The organism is Bacillus halotolerans, assembly GCF_004006435.1.
In the GTDB taxonomy this organism is placed as follows: domain Bacteria; phylum Bacillota; class Bacilli; order Bacillales; family Bacillaceae; genus Bacillus; species Bacillus halotolerans.
Map to the genome: position 1 here is coordinate 4,076,530 of NZ_CP029364.1, position 14,890 is coordinate 4,091,419.

Annotated in this window: 13 protein-coding genes; 10 read left to right on the forward strand and 3 right to left on the reverse strand. The window is 38.0% G+C overall.

The features are described from left to right. Positions 1 to 425 precede the first annotated feature (425 nt). The 3 genes from DIC78_RS21270 to DIC78_RS21280 all read left to right on the forward strand — a co-directional run bounded on the left by DIC78_RS21270 (position 426) and on the right by DIC78_RS21280 (position 3,319). Positions 426 to 1,841 (forward strand): sugar porter family MFS transporter, encoded by a 1,416-nt coding sequence (locus DIC78_RS21270; RefSeq protein WP_127696881.1) that lies wholly within the window; start codon positions 426 to 428, stop codon positions 1,839 to 1,841. A gap of 233 nt (positions 1,842 to 2,074) precedes the next feature. Continuing rightward, a complete protein-coding gene (locus tag DIC78_RS21275) occupies positions 2,075 to 2,551 on the forward strand; it encodes a hypothetical protein (protein WP_127696882.1) in 477 nt (158 codons plus the stop codon). A gap of 288 nt (positions 2,552 to 2,839) precedes the next feature. After that, positions 2,840 to 3,319: a DUF4944 domain-containing protein gene (locus tag DIC78_RS21280; protein ID WP_127696950.1), complete on the forward strand. Its 480-nt coding sequence runs from the start codon at positions 2,840 to 2,842 to the stop codon at positions 3,317 to 3,319. A 243-nt stretch (positions 3,320 to 3,562) separates the two neighbouring features. On the opposite strand, the gene DIC78_RS21965 is transcribed toward DIC78_RS21280, so the two are convergent. Then, positions 3,563 to 3,772: a YoqO family protein gene (locus tag DIC78_RS21965; RefSeq protein ID WP_240671152.1), complete on the reverse strand. Its 210-nt coding sequence runs from the start codon at positions 3,770 to 3,772 to the stop codon at positions 3,563 to 3,565. A gap of 410 nt (positions 3,773 to 4,182) precedes the next feature. On the opposite strand from DIC78_RS21965, the gene DIC78_RS21290 reads away from it, so the two are divergent. Further along, a complete protein-coding gene (locus DIC78_RS21290) occupies positions 4,183 to 4,539 on the forward strand; it encodes a DUF3221 domain-containing protein (RefSeq protein WP_106022529.1) in 357 nt (118 codons plus the stop codon). A gap of 299 nt (positions 4,540 to 4,838) precedes the next feature. On the opposite strand, the gene DIC78_RS21295 is transcribed toward DIC78_RS21290, so the two are convergent. After that, on the reverse strand, positions 4,839 to 5,384 hold the full coding sequence (locus DIC78_RS21295; RefSeq protein ID WP_127696883.1) for a hypothetical protein: 546 nt from the start codon (positions 5,382 to 5,384) through the stop codon (positions 4,839 to 4,841). Positions 5,385 to 6,999: 1,615 nt separating this feature from the next. Between DIC78_RS21295 and DIC78_RS21305 the strand changes: the two genes are divergently transcribed. Next, positions 7,000 to 7,773: an acetoin reductase gene (locus tag DIC78_RS21305; RefSeq protein WP_101861438.1), complete on the forward strand. Its 774-nt coding sequence runs from the start codon at positions 7,000 to 7,002 to the stop codon at positions 7,771 to 7,773. A gap of 283 nt (positions 7,774 to 8,056) precedes the next feature. Here the strand turns inward: DIC78_RS21305 and DIC78_RS21310 are convergent, their stop codons facing one another. Then, on the reverse strand, positions 8,057 to 9,094 hold the full coding sequence (locus DIC78_RS21310) for a polysaccharide lyase family 1 protein (RefSeq protein WP_127696884.1): 1,038 nt from the start codon (positions 9,092 to 9,094) through the stop codon (positions 8,057 to 8,059). Between the two features lie 169 nt (positions 9,095 to 9,263). On the opposite strand from DIC78_RS21310, the gene DIC78_RS21315 reads away from it, so the two are divergent. From DIC78_RS21315 to DIC78_RS21335, 5 genes are all read left to right on the forward strand, one after another. Then, positions 9,264 to 9,941 carry a YoaK family protein gene (locus DIC78_RS21315; RefSeq protein ID WP_106021707.1) on the forward strand — a complete coding sequence of 226 codons (678 nt, stop codon included), beginning with the start codon at positions 9,264 to 9,266 and terminating at the stop codon, positions 9,939 to 9,941. A gap of 290 nt (positions 9,942 to 10,231) precedes the next feature. After that, positions 10,232 to 10,930, forward strand: a complete 699-nt coding sequence (gene exlX / locus DIC78_RS21320) for an expansin ExlX (RefSeq protein WP_127696885.1) — start codon at positions 10,232 to 10,234, stop codon at positions 10,928 to 10,930. Between the two features lie 207 nt (positions 10,931 to 11,137). Continuing rightward, complete coding sequence (locus DIC78_RS21325; RefSeq protein WP_127696886.1) at positions 11,138 to 12,133, forward strand: LacI family DNA-binding transcriptional regulator; 996 nt, start codon at positions 11,138 to 11,140, stop codon at positions 12,131 to 12,133. Positions 12,134 to 12,586: 453 nt separating this feature from the next. After that, positions 12,587 to 13,510 carry a sugar phosphate isomerase/epimerase family protein gene (locus DIC78_RS21330; RefSeq protein ID WP_127696887.1) on the forward strand — a complete coding sequence of 308 codons (924 nt, stop codon included), beginning with the start codon at positions 12,587 to 12,589 and terminating at the stop codon, positions 13,508 to 13,510. Between the two features lie 13 nt (positions 13,511 to 13,523). Beyond that, positions 13,524 to 14,681, forward strand: coding sequence for a Gfo/Idh/MocA family protein (locus DIC78_RS21335; RefSeq protein WP_106021703.1), 1,158 nt, complete (start codon positions 13,524 to 13,526; stop codon positions 14,679 to 14,681). Positions 14,682 to 14,890 lie beyond the last annotated feature (209 nt).

Genomic DNA, 14,890 nt, shown 5'->3' on the forward strand with positions numbered 1-14,890 from the left:
TGGATTTCCTGAAATCATTCGGAGCATAAGGGGATTAGTATGTAATCCTGGTGTTAGGCGTTTTATCTGGGAAAATCCTATGATTGCTAAAAAACTTCAGAAGTTTTTTATTGACTGAAAACGCTTTTAAAATTATGATAATATCAAACCTAACAAGGATGTAACAAAAATATAACTAGAACATAACAAAAAAGTGGATATGTTTCTTGTGAAAAAATGAAAGCGATTTCAATTAGGTTGTTTTTGTAAAAGCCTCATTCGCTGCATTGAGTATTGCTAATTTTCAGATTGATAAGGTCTCGGGAAATAAAAAACCTGGCTGAAACGAGTATTGCTCTTTAAAAGAGAAAGGGTGAATCCAGCACACTCGGTTGACAAGAATGAAAAAATGTATAAAGCATTCTTCATAAAGGTGGGGAAAGGGTATGAAAGAACAACGAAATCCTAGGTCGTTTTTGCAGTTGATAATGATTTCAGCAACATTTGGCGGGCTTCTCTTTGGATATGACACCGGAGTTATAAATGGAGCCTTGCCTTTTATGGCAAGATCTGATCAACTTAACTTAACACCGGTCACAGAAGGGCTGGTTACAAGCATGCTTCTATTAGGAGCAGCGTTTGGTGCATTGCTGTGCGGCAAATTGGCTGACCGCTATGGCAGACGTAAAATGATCCTTAATCTTTCCTTTTTATTCTTTCTGGCATCACTCGGAACAGCAATTGCGCCGAATGTTTTAACGATGGTTATCTTTCGGTTTTTGCTGGGACTGGCTGTCGGTGGGGCATCATCAATGGTACCGGCCTTTTTAGCAGAAATGGCGCCGTATGAGAAAAGAGGGCGTATGGTAACGCAAAATGAACTGATGATCGTCGGCGGGCAATTTTTAGCCTACGTTTTTAATGCGATTCTTGGTGTTGCAATGGCTGATACAGGGCATGTTTGGAGATACATGCTTGTCCTTTGTGCCATACCGGCTCTCATATTATTTGCAAGTATGCTCATGGTTCCGGAGAGCCCGAGGTGGCTAACTTCTAAAGGTAAAAAAAGCGAGGCGCTGCGCGTCCTTAAACTCATACGTGACGAGAAAAGGGCAGAAGCAGAATTTAAAGAAATACAAGCAGCGGCAGTCAAAGATTCAAATGTAGAGAAGGCATCGATCAAAGAGTTCTCTACACCATGGCTGCGCCGTCTTTTATGGATTGGGATCGGTGTTGCCATCGTTAATCAAATCACAGGCGTCAATTCGATTATGTATTACGGCACTCAAATCCTGCAAGAATCCGGTTTTGGTACAAAGGCAGCTTTAATCGCTAATATTGGGAATGGATTGATATCAGTCATTGCCGTTATCATCGGCATTTGGCTGGTTGGCAGGGTGAACCGGCGCCCGATATTGATGATTGGTTTATCAGGAACGACCACAGCGCTTTTATTCATTGCCATATTCTCAATCGTGCTTGATGGATCAGCAGCACTCCCGTATATCGTGCTATCTTTGACCGTTTTATTTCTAGCCTTTATGCAGGGCTGTGTCGGACCAGTAACATGGCTGGTCATTGCAGAAATATTCCCGCAAAGAGTAAGAGGGCTTGGTTCTGGCATCAGTGTATTTTTCCTCTGGATTTTAAACTTTATCATTGGTTTTGCTTTTCCAATCATGCTTAGCTCTGCAGGCTTATCCTTTACTTTCTTTATATTTGTTGCTTTGGGTATCTTGGCAATCGGTTTTGTGTACAAATTCATGCCGGAAACTAAGGGACGAACACTTGAGGAACTAGAAGAGCATTTCCGTTCAATGGATAGAAATTATGACTCTGAAAAATCAATTCATGAAGCGTGATTATCTTATTAAAATGATATTGAATGCAATGGTTAAGCAGCCCACTTTCATCAAGTGGACAATAACAAGTAATTGTTTTCGACTAATCTTCTTGAAAATTTTACTTCTGTCTATGAACATATTAATAGTATTGCATTTGTAATTAAAGCTCTCTATATGAGGGCTTTTTATTATGCGTCATACCGGACACTTATATTGGGGAAGCTAATGAAAAAGAAAGAAGGAGATACGAAGTGAAGAAGCATTTACTTTCCTTATGTGTTTTATTATTTGCATTGACTTTTGTTCAAACAAAGACTCAAGCCCTGACATTTACAGAGTTGCCAATTAAACAAAAAATAGAACAATGGTCAGTCGAAATAGCTGAAGCAAAAAATGCAAAGGAATTAGCGAGTCCAAAAAAGGGGGAATATAACGTATATTCAATGGAGATCAAAAACATAGGGGAAGCCGCAGCCACAGTGGATGTAAAATTGTATAGAAATGATCCTGATTCAACCACGAGGTTTTCACTTTTTGGCTGTCCCGAAAACTGTGTGAGACAGAAGGAGGATTTAATAAGCTTAGCCAAAAGTTTAAACGATGGTGCACCGCTGAAGTTTAACCATTTTATGGTGGCTGAAAAGGCATCTGAATTAGAGGTTGTTATTATTTGGACACAAAAAGGAAAAGAAGGACGCCAATTAAAACAAACCTTTACATTCAGTTAGAAGAGGTGAATTAGACAATGTAGTGACCTACATAGGAGTTAAAATACTTGTAAGTAAACTTGTTTCCATTTGGGTTAACAGGCAGGTAATCAACACCTGATCGGTCTAAAGGCAGATATAGACGCGCTGCGAATCACAAAGCTGAGAACAATGAAGAAAGTCTTATATGGCTGCAAAACTGAAAAGACAATGATTGGGCTGCTTTATGAGCAGCTTTTTTTATATTCTTTTTCAAGTAACATTTTGCCCATTTATTCTACTAATAAAATGAAGAAAGCGAGGGGAAACATGAGAAGCAAAAATAAAATCAAAAAATCACTAATCATTACAGCTCTATTATTGATTTGTTTAGTAACGTTCTTCGCAATGATATCAGGAGACAAAGTAAAATATGAGGGAAGCAGCAGGAACGGATTGTGGGTTTCTACCATTGAAAAATCAGATAAAACATCGATTGGCCCTAATTACTTCTTGAATTTATACTGGCAGGGGAACAAGAAAGAAGCGAAAAGAACCATTGTTGAAAGAATCATATTGTATATAGATGGTAAAAAGTACGATGACAGAGAAGATTATGATTTATCAGAGTACACAGGTGAAGAAATGCCAGGCGGAGGACAAATGGAAGACAACATTGCTACGTTTGATTTTATGCCTGAAGATGAAGTAATTGGACATGATGTAGTTGTTAAGGTGGAGTGGAAGACCGGTAGGGAAAAACATACAGATAAAATAAGATTACAAGAGAAACCATGGTATAAAAGATAAATCTGCAATGGCAAGTTTAGGGATGAACGTCCAAAATATAGGTCTGCTTTCAGAAACATCTGATTGATAAGTACATGTCATGATAAAGGCATGTTTTTATTCAAAGTAAAAATAAAACATGCGAGTTTAGTTCCTTACCTGTACATAAAATGCTTACATTTCTTTCAAATGCTCGTAAAGCAATCTAAAGCAAACAGTACCAGATATCAAAGGGACTGCAAACAAAATAATCACTGCTATGATCTACCCACCGTTAAAAAAATCGTGGTTTTTAATGAATACCTGTCCTTCTAAAATGATAAAAGTTATAATCCCTGTTAATACTAAAAAGCATGAAAACAGAATGCTCCTTGCTTTTGGTTTTAGCTTTTTAAACTTATCTTTAAAATAAATGAAAACGAGAACTAAAGAGCAAAAGGATGCTGCAGTGCTTATTACATCAATATTTTTCATGACTTTCGAAATGATGATACATAAGATGAAAAGAAAAAATGCTAAGTTTTTAGACAAAAAATCGCTCCTTATTTTATGGCTACCCAAAAAGTTTACAAGTTTTTCACAATAGGCACAATGCGATGTCAGTAAATTAATCTATTGGTTAACGAAATAGGTTTTTTTATCTTATTGTACCATGTACTAAATATTCAATCTTTTTTTATGTGCGGGCACTAGGGAATGATGTGTAACGGAAAGGCAAAACTGAATTGAAGAGAGTTTACCTGTGGTAAATGTGTTCTTCAAATCTATAAACTTGTACTGTCTTTCCGGGTCCAGTACTCTTGTGTCGCGTTATTATAAGTTACCTCTAAAATGATTTGCCTTTTTTCACTGTTATAAAACATACACCAAAAAAGGAGAGATAAATGCATAAAATCGGGATATCGGTCTTAGCGTTCTTTGCTTTTATTTCGGGCTGCAATGATAAGGAAGAAAATAAAATAAAAACGCCAAAGATGCAGAACCTTGTTGGTTTTATCCTTTTTAAGGATGAAAAGTCAGCCGTTTTTCTTGAGGGCAAACATGCTCCTGAAAAAGAGGACTTTGAATTGTCTCAAGATAGACTTATAAGAAAATATAAAAATCATGTTGTGATATTGGAATTAAGTCAAATTGAAAACAAAGAAGACCTTGTGGAAGGTAAAAAAATGAAGGTGTGGTTCAACACTCTTAAAGAATCTGATCCTCCAAAAGCAACAATTAAAAAATTCAATTGGTTATAAAGGTTGGCATCCCCCGCATATGATCGCTTAATAGAAAGCTCTACAATTATTATATTTTAATAATGGTACTGCCATAAACAGCGCTATATTCAAATGCTGAGATGCCTGAAAAAAATCAATAAACACAGATGTTCTCTTTACCACGCGCAAGGGCATGAACATCACTTACACAATCAATGCAGCTTGTTGCTGTATAAAAGCAGCATGATGGGCGAGGGCGGCAAGTTTAGCATAAAAAACAGCACTCACACGAAGATGTAGTGCTGTTTTAACGTTTGCAGAGCATTGCATAAAAGTGGTTATTTCCAGACTGACAAATATTTCTTTCGATATTTGCTATCTTTCTCGATCTCAATCAAGTCCATTGCTATTTCCCTAATATGCTCATCTTTATCTTCATCGTATAATTTTTTTAATCCTACAATCATATCGTAGCGAATCAATGTATAATGTTTTTCGTTTATTCCATTTTTAAAGCGATCAATAATATGAGTAAGCACCAGTTCTTTTTGTTCTGGCCCAGCTAAACCAACCTTCCAGATTGCTTGCAAACTATGCCGAGCAGTTACAAATTTTGAATCCCTGGTCACTTCCCATAACGCTGGAAAGTCGTGCAGCATCCGTTTATCCGGATCACTGATTGCTAAACCAGCAAGAAACTGTGCAGCTCTCGCTCGCCTGTGGTTATCCGGATCGGTCAGCCATCCTATTAATTGATCCCATACTTCATAAGCCCAGTCTACTTTTTCATTTGTGGCGTTAATAATATTCTGAAAGGCTTCTAATTGCAGGCTTTTGTCCTTTGCTTCTAGATTTTCAAAATGAGATTTCATTATACTGTCCATTTTCGTATCACCTTAAAATGATTAGTTATGTTGATTATATCCTTTCACTTGCGATCTTCCAATAAACATCTTTCTCGCGCTAGTGAATGCTTTATGATTGTTAAATCAATTGGAATATTGTAACGCTTATCAGTTCAAAGAAGTAAACGATTAAACAAACAATAACAAGATGCTTATCATTGGCCATTCGTTCTTTCTTAAATATAAATCGCTTAATAATTCTATAAAGAATAAAACAAAAATAAAGTACAAACATGAATGGCAAGAGAAAAGTTGAGTCAAGCATAAATACACCACAATTTCTTTTTTGAATCTATTTTAACATAATTAGGAAAGAGATTAAGATTAAATAAAAAAGACTTTTATCTAGATTTAAAAGGAGGAAAGGGAAGGTGAAACTCACTAACGACAGTGATTTCCAAACCAATTTTGCTGACATGTTTTTAAGAAACGGTTGAGGAGAAGTTTATTGCTCATATGAGTCAAAGTTGAAAATGATTGGAGTGATAGTGAATTGATAAATTGTTAAAGAATAAAAAAATAACTAAATGTGTTGAAAAGAACAATTGCTCTAATAAAGGGGGGGTTCTTTTAAAGAATGCCTAATTTCGTATGGACAAATGACATTTGGCTGTGAGGTAAATACAATACAGTAAACTAGATGAGCGAATGGAGGGTTCGATGTGTTTAGACAATATCCAGTTTGGTATACACAAACACCTTACTATCTGAATTATCATGTGCCTCAATACCAAACAATCTCTTATGATCCACAACGATGCTATCAACGTTGCATGTATCAAACTGGCGGTAACTATGAGTTATGTGACAGATTATGTTATGAAGAAATACAAGTGTAAAAGAGGGGACTTTCTCCTCTTTAAAACCACATAAATATAAATTAAAAATTAAGAATCTGATAAAAAAGGAAGTAAATTAGGATAACTCTATTTGTTAAACGATACATCTCAATTATAAATAATGATATCTCAGTTGAAGAATTTAAACCAAGTAGGAGCCAGAAAAAGCTTGCAGCTTAAAGAATTACAAAGGAAACAAGAGGACGGCAGCATCGGCAATACATATGATTACTAAGCTTGCTAAGAAAATAGAATGTTAACTGATGAAAAAGTTGACCAGGTCGATGATCTTCTTCATCAGTTAAAGAACGCTTCATCACGCATGCTTTGGAATCAAGACCAATTAAACTCAAAGGCATTTACACACTATGCTTTTACGAAATTCAAAGGTATTGTAATCAAGGAAAACTACATCTATGGGTAAGACCGTAGCAATGAAACATTGGGTACCGGTCTAATGAAATCCAATACAATGTATTACAGCACATGAATACTAAAGAAAATGGATAAGAGCCCGGTGTCCATATCTTTAACAATAATGAGGGCTTGGTTACACATGTCCTATAGATCATCTCAATTAAGGGATCAATCCTGAAGTGAAGAACTTTATTACTTTACACATGATGATTTCAACTTGAATTAATTAATATAACACAAGCTTTCTTTTGAGACAGCAGTTTACATTATGTGGATAAACACTGATTTGTTAAAATAAATATATCGTCACTATACCTCATTGCGAAAGGGGAATATTTATGACCAAGGTAGCAATAGTTACTGGTTCCGCAGGCGGATTAGGGAGAGGGATAGCAGAGAGATTGTGCAAGGATGGTTTTAGTGTCGTTCTGCATGATATTAACGAAGAACTGCTGCATGCAACTGTATCAGACTTCAAAGAAAAAGGCTATCATGTTATCGGGGTAAAAGGGGATGTATCCAAGCGTGATGATCAATTCAATTTAGTTAAAGCAGCGGCAGATACATTTGGCCGTTTGGATGTGTTTGTAAACAATGCAGGCATTGAGGCAGTTTCGCCATTTTTAGAAATAACAGAAGAACAACTGAATCAATTGTTCAAGGTTAATGTCAATGGCGTTGTGTTTGGTACTCAAGCAGCTGCTGATCAGTTCATTAAGCAAGAAACAAAAGGCAAAATCATTAACGCATGCAGTATAGCAGGTCACGAATCATTTGAAATGCTTGGCACATATTCCGCAACGAAGCACGCAGTGAAATCTTTTACACATTCAGCTGCTAAAGAGTTAGCCAAATATAAAATAACAGTTAACGCATATTGTCCTGGTGTTGCAAAAACAAAAATGTGGGATCGTATTGATGAAGAAATGGTTAAACATAGCGATGATTTAAAACCAGGAGAAGCTTTTGAGAAATTCTCTTCAGACATTGCACTTAAAAGATATCAAACACCTGAAGATGTGGCCAATTTAGTCTCATTTCTAGCTTCAGATGATTCAGATTATATCACCGGTCAAGCTATTTTAACTGATGGCGGCCTGGTTTATAGATGATAGAATGTACAGTAAAATAAAAGAATCCATTTTAGAAATGGATTCTTTTTGTTTGAGATGAAACCATATTGACCTAGTTGTATAATAAGAAAAGCAATTCAGAGGTCCGTGTGTTCATTCAATGAAAATGGAGTATACATTTTGGCAAAAAAATATTTGGTCCGTAAGCATGTTCATCTTGTGCAGGAATGATATGTTTGACAAGCAAGTTTAGACACAAGCCAGACGAACAATACATAGCCATAAAGAGAGGCTTGGCGTTATGATGCAAGCCCTCTTTGTGTCAGTAGCCAAAAACCAATGTTGTACTTTGTGATCCGGCATATTTTGTGACAAATTCTTTTGTGTACTGCGGAGTTTGAACCCGGTAGCTGTAATTAGAGCCTGGATTCCACGTTGTCAACGGAGAGGATTGCCTGTTCAAGGATGGGTAGCTTCCTGTATCCTTAAAGTATCCGGTGCCCTTGTCATCAAGGATTCCGCCTTTTTCGCTGCCTTTTCCAAAATAATTGTATTCAGAGTATATTTTTGCTTTTGTCGCGATGGTAATTGCTTGGTTAAAATTGTTGCTGTAATTGTTTTTGACATGGAAATAGCCATATCTCATCAGCCCCGGGCCTCTTACATACAAATTCTCAAAATAGTTGTTGGCGATGGTCATGTGCGGATAGCCATCATATTGGTGCTGGGAATCATCCGGATATCCTAAAATTAAACCGTACTTATGATTTGCGAATTTTGAGTTGCTGATGGTGATATAATCAGCTGATTTACCGATATACAACAGCTTGTCCAGGTCACTTCCGCCAGCACTATAGCTGTGTCCTGAAAATGTAACATGGTCGATCCAATAGTTGATGCCTGAATCTAGATAAAGCTGTATATCGTTATTTCCATTAATCTGCGGGCTGTGTTCAAAGGTCAGATTTTGAAAGATGACGTTTCCGGATGAAGAAGATGTTGTTAAATAAATATTTTTCAGCGTTTTTTTAGCGTAAGAACCTACAAGTGTTTTATTTGAACCAATCGTTACCGTTGTTTTTGAAGAAGCGATTAAATCATTTTGAAGCACTAAAATTTTAGGTGTTGATCCGCTCAGATGGGTTTTTAAATCATTTAGACTTTGGATATAAACGATCTGGCCGTTTTTTCCGCCGGTTGTGCTGGCTTTAGAGACTCCTTTTTCATTTTTTGCATTTCCGGCAAATCCTAAAATGCCATTCGTCGAGGTATTTGGAAAATCGACGGCGCCTAAAGCTTTTTCAGGCAAGAGAAGCAATAATAAACTTAATACGGCAAATAATAAAGAAAATCGTTTCAAAGCCACTCAGCTTCCTTTCAAATTTAAATAATTTACATATGGATTATTATTACAGTTGGACAACAGTAAGAATAGAGTCTATATTCCTGATCAAAACCGGGATTTTATATGTTTTTTGATGCAAATAAAAGAGTTACAGTTGGAACCACACGAAAGGATTGATACACCATTGACTGCTGCAGCATATCGAAACACTTTGCTTTCTCTTCTTTGTTTAACAGCGGGAATCGTGGATGTGATCGGTTATTTAAGCCTAGGACACGTCTTCACTGCTAATATGACGGGAAATATCGTTTTATTGGGATTAGCAATCGGAAAATCTCTTCAAGTCACTGTTTTTCATTCTTTAACTGCGCTAATCGGCTTTATCGTGGGAGTGATTGTTTCCACGATCATTGTTGGAAAGGCAGAGAAAACATTTTGGCCATCCGCTGTAACAAAAGCTCTGGCAATTGAAGCGTTCATTTTATTTGTTTTTGCTTGTCTTTCAATATCTGCTGCTTTCGTTCCGGTGTACATCCTTATTATCCTTTTGAGTATTGCCATGGGGATACAAACAATAGCAGCTAAACAACTGGGGATTGCAGGCATTTCTTCTACAGTTTTGACCGGAACATTGGCTTCTCTTTTAGAGGATCTTTCCGGCCGGTTGTTTTTCTCTAAACAGAATAAAACATTCTTAAGAGATGCTGTGTTAAGGGCGCTGGCCATCATATTATATTGTGTGGGGGCTGTTATTGTAGCTTTTGCAGATCCACATTTTCATTACATTATTATCTGGTTTCCGATTGTGCTCATTTTAGGTATTATACTTACTGCTCTGACCAAGTTGCAAAAGGTAAAGTGAAATTCTCCCGCTTGCGATTTCAAGCGGGGATGGGAATTTTTTGAGCTGATATACTTCAGATCCTCACTATAGCTATCCATATTGTATCCATATTAATGAAACAAGAATTTTGGCTCATATGTGCATCTGAACATAAGTATTGGATAGTCGTATAAAACGCACCCTTCGATATATATAGAATAGTGAATTAGACATAAATCAATCTATGAATCTATGTCCTCTTTCAATCCATATCGAATGAGTATTACAATGATAATGATTCTCATTCGATATGGATTAGGAGGATGTCTATGAAAAAGAAGATCAGTGCTATTATTAGCGTGGTTATGTTGATGATTCTTTGTTTTTGCCCGCAGGCTTCGGCAGCCTATAACGATTTGCACGAAGGCTATGCAACCTATACCGGGTCAGGCTATTCAGGAGGGGCATTCCTTCTTGACCCCATCCCATCTGACATGGAAATTACGGCAATTAACCCAAAGGATCTTAATTACGGCGGTGTGAAAGCAGTTCTTGCCGGCTCTTATCTTGAAGTGGAAGGGCCAAAGGGGAAGACGATCGTCTATGTTACCGATCTATATCCTGAGGGTGCCCGAGGAGCCCTTGATCTTTCACCCAATGCCTTCAGCAAAATCGGTGCTATGAAAGATGGAAAAATCAAGATCAAATGGCGCGTGATCAAAGCGCCAATCACTGGAAATTTCACATACCGGATTAAAGAAGGCAGCAGCCAGTGGTGGGCGGCAATCCAAGTTAGAAATCACAAGTATCCCGTTATGAAAATGGAATACTACAAAGACGGAAAGTGGATCAACATGGAGAAAACGGACTATAATCATTTCCTCAGCACCAATTTAGGAACGGGCTCTCTTAAAGTCAGAATCACTGACATTCGAGGAAAAGTTGTAAAAGACACGATTCCAAAGCTTCCTGCAAACGGATCATCTGGGGCGTACACAGTTCCCGGGCATGTTCAGTTTCCTGAATAATAGATGGGTTGAGAAAAACAGATTATAAGAAAAAATCTGAAAATAAATAAATTTATCAAAAGCGGGTTACCAATCCTGCTTTTTGTTTTTATGGAAAAGGAATATCATAGTTCGTCTTATTGAATTAATCGCAGTTATCTATACAATAATGATAAAGCGCTTTCTAATAAGCTGGTAACTCGCATGAAGAAAGAAGGTTCATAACGAATGAAAACAACGATCTATGATGTGGCAGAAAAAGCAGGAGTATCCATTTCAACAGTTTCTAAAGTCATCAATCATCAATCGGTTGGGATAAAATCAAAACAAAAAGTCCTGAGTGCCATGGAAGAATTAAATTATAAACCGAGTGTGCTGGCATCAGCTTTGACAGGGAAACGGACATCAACGATAGGATTTCTTTTACCGGATATTGCGAATCCTTTGATTGCTGAGATGGCGCGCAGAGTTGAGGATCGAGCACATGAATATGGATTTAATGTCGTCATCTGCAGTACTGATTTAAACACAGAGAAGGAAGCGAGGTATGTGTCTTTACTAAGGCAGAAAAGTGTAGATGGTTTTATTTTAGCCGCCGGCTTTAAAAATAAAGAAGTGGTTCAAGAATTAATTAACGATAATGTCCCTGTTATCCTACTTTCTGATTCTCAGCCGTACTCATCTCTTACAACAGTTACCGTTGATAATTTTTTGGGAGGATATGAACTGGCCTCCCATTTCATTGCGCTTGGCCACTCCAGGATTGCAGTTATTGCCGAAGACAATTCTAGCAGCCGGGAACGCATTCGCGGTTATAAACAGGCCTTACAGGACTCTGGGCTTGGTGTTCCTGATGACCTGATTGCTGTAAGTGAATCCACCGCGGAATCTGCTCAATGTGTTTCCGCTTCATTATTACATTCTCCTAATCCGCCCACAGCTATCATTTGCTGCAATGATGTATTAGCAATTGCTGCGCTTCTCGGGGCGCGCGAAAATCATGTCTCAGTACCAGATGAACTCTCTATCTCTGGCTTCGATAATACCCTGTTATCGAAGAGCAGTGATCCTCCTTTAACAACGGTAGAAGTACCAGTTCAACAGATGTGTTCTCAGGCCGTGGATTTGCTGATTGAAGAAATAGAAGGAAAAGCCGTTGAAAAACAAAAGATTTTAGTTTTGCCAAAGTTAATTATTCGAAAATCAACAACTTATCATCGTTGAAACTGTGATGTTATTTAAAAAGAGTCAATATAAACAATTAAAGTGAGCAGCAGATATTGAATCCGCTGTTTTGCTGTTTATATGTGCTACAAAAAAGACTCAAATCTCATAATAAAGCGGGTCGATGTGAATATATGTTTGTGTACTGTTGATTATTTTTTGAAAATAAAAGTTCGAAACATATTTACAAAATATACTGAATATTATACAATCAGTTCACAAAATATAAAGCGCTTTCGATTTTTGGCAATAGAATCTGATTTTTAACGTATCAGATCTCTATTGTATTAATGATAAAGCGCTTTATTTTTCTGTCTGACAGTTTTAAAGAGATCAACTAATCTAGTAAGAAAAGGGGTAGATTAATGGCTGTATGTCTATAAAAACATTATTTATTATCTTTTTTAGAAAGCGCTTTATTCGATGACATAATAAAAATCAGAGGTGTTTTGGATGAGTATTCACATTGCTGGTGCGCCTTGCTGCTGGGGCGTAGATAATCCGAAAAATCCGTATCTTCCGCCATGGGAGAGAGTGTTACGGGAAGCATCGCAAGCCGGTTACAAAGGGATTGAATTAGGGCCGTACGGCTATATTCCATTGGACATAGAACAAGTGCAGTCAGAGCTTTCTAAAAACGATTTGACAATCATTGCCGGAACGATTTTTGATGATTTAGTAACTGAGTCTCATTTGAATCACTTGTTGCGGCAAGTAGACGATATTTGTTCTCTTATTACAAAACTCCCATCCTCCTTTCATGAAGATAGCCAGCACTTTACACCGCCTTATTTGGTCTTGATTGACTGGGGACACGATGAAAGAGATTACAAGGCGGGGCATCCCGATCAAGCCATACGTTTATCCGAAACGGATTGGAGTCGTATGATGTCTCACATTCGGATACTCGCAGAGCGGGCTTGGAAACAATATGGTGTGCGTGCCGTGATCCATCCACATGCGGGAGGTTATATTGAATTTGAGGATGAAATACAGCAGTTATTAAAGGATATTCCATATGAAGTCGCGGGTCTTTGTCTTGATACAGGACATTTGTATTATTCAAAGATGGACCCGGAGCAATGGCTTCGAGATTGTGCCGACCGTTTAGACTATATCCATTTTAAAGATATTGATTTAAGAGTATACCAGCAGGTGATGGGCGAGCATATCCGCTTTTTTGATGCTTGTGCAAGAGGAGTAATGTGCCCGATCGGCCAAGGAATTATTAATTATGATTCCATTCACAAATTGCTGAAAGAAATTAATTATCATGGGTACATTACGATTGAGCAAGAACGTGATCCGAGAAATTCCGATACTAGTTTAAGAGATGTCAGTCAAAGTATTGCTTATTTGAAAAGTATTGGCTATTAAAGGGGGAATGTAAATGATTAATGGGGAAAAAAAGCTTGAAAGACCCATTCGCTGGGCAATGGTAGGAGGAGGACGAGGCAGTCAGATTGGGTATATTCATCGCTCAGCTGCATTGCGTGATCATCACTTTCAGCTGGTAGCAGGTGCATTTGATATTATTCCGGAACGGGGAAAAGAGTTCGGTGTAAATCTGCACATTTCTCCGGATCGCTGCTATTCGGATTACCGGAAAATGTTTGAAGAAGAAGCAAAACGTGAAGACGGTATTGAAGCTGTTTCCATCGCGACACCAAATAACACGCATTATGAAATTTGCAAGGCTGCTCTGAATGCCGGTTTACATGTTGTATGTGAAAAGCCTCTCTGTTTTAGACTCGAAGAAGCAAATGAACTAGAGGATCTAGCAAAGAAAAAAAACAGAGTTGTCGGCATTACATATGGCTATTCCGGACATCAAATGATTGAACAGGCGCGTCAGATGATCGCAAACGGAGAATTGGGTGACATTCGAATTATCAATATGCAATTTGCACACGGATTTCACTCCGATCCTGTTGAATGTCATAACCTAAGTACGAAATGGCGTGTAGATCCAAAATTTGCTGGTCCAAGCTACGTATTGGGGGATTTAGGGACTCATCCATTATTTTTGTCTGAAGTGATGCTGCCGGGTATGAAAATAAAAAAACTATTATGTACTCGCCAGAGCTTTGTCAAAAGCAGAGCGCCTTTAGAGGATAATGCTTATACGATCATGGAATATGATAACGGGGCGGTCGGCACAGTCTGGTCCTCTTGTGTAAATGCAGGATCTATGCATGGCCAGAAAATACGTGTAATCGGCTCTAAAGCGAGCATTGAATGGTGGGATGAGCAGCCTAACCAGCTTCGTTTCGAAATACAAGGAAAACCGGCACAAATTTTAGAACGCGGAATGGAGTATCTTTATCAGGAAGCATTAGAAGATGACCGCATTGGAGGCGGACATCCGGAGGGGTTATTTGAAGCATGGTCCAATCTGTATTCCCGTTTTGCTGCAGCAATGGAGCGGGGGAAAGACTTGAATCAAACGTGGTATCCAGGAATTGAAGCGGGAGTAGAAGGCGTCCGTTGGGTACAAAATTGCGTACGGTCCGCTGATAACGGAGCTGTATGGGTGGAATATCAATAATATTTTGAGAGCGCTATCTCTAATATCAATTTGGATGTCATCATCATAGCTTTGGAACTCGCGGTGATATGAATTTTGAATTATGGTTTGACCGGTTTATCACTACCCAAGGAGCGAAATTTTAGTGAGGCCGATCTATACTGCAGAGAATCACTACAGGCTGGAGGACAGTTGATTAGGAAAGAGCGGTGCCTAAAAGAACCGCTCTC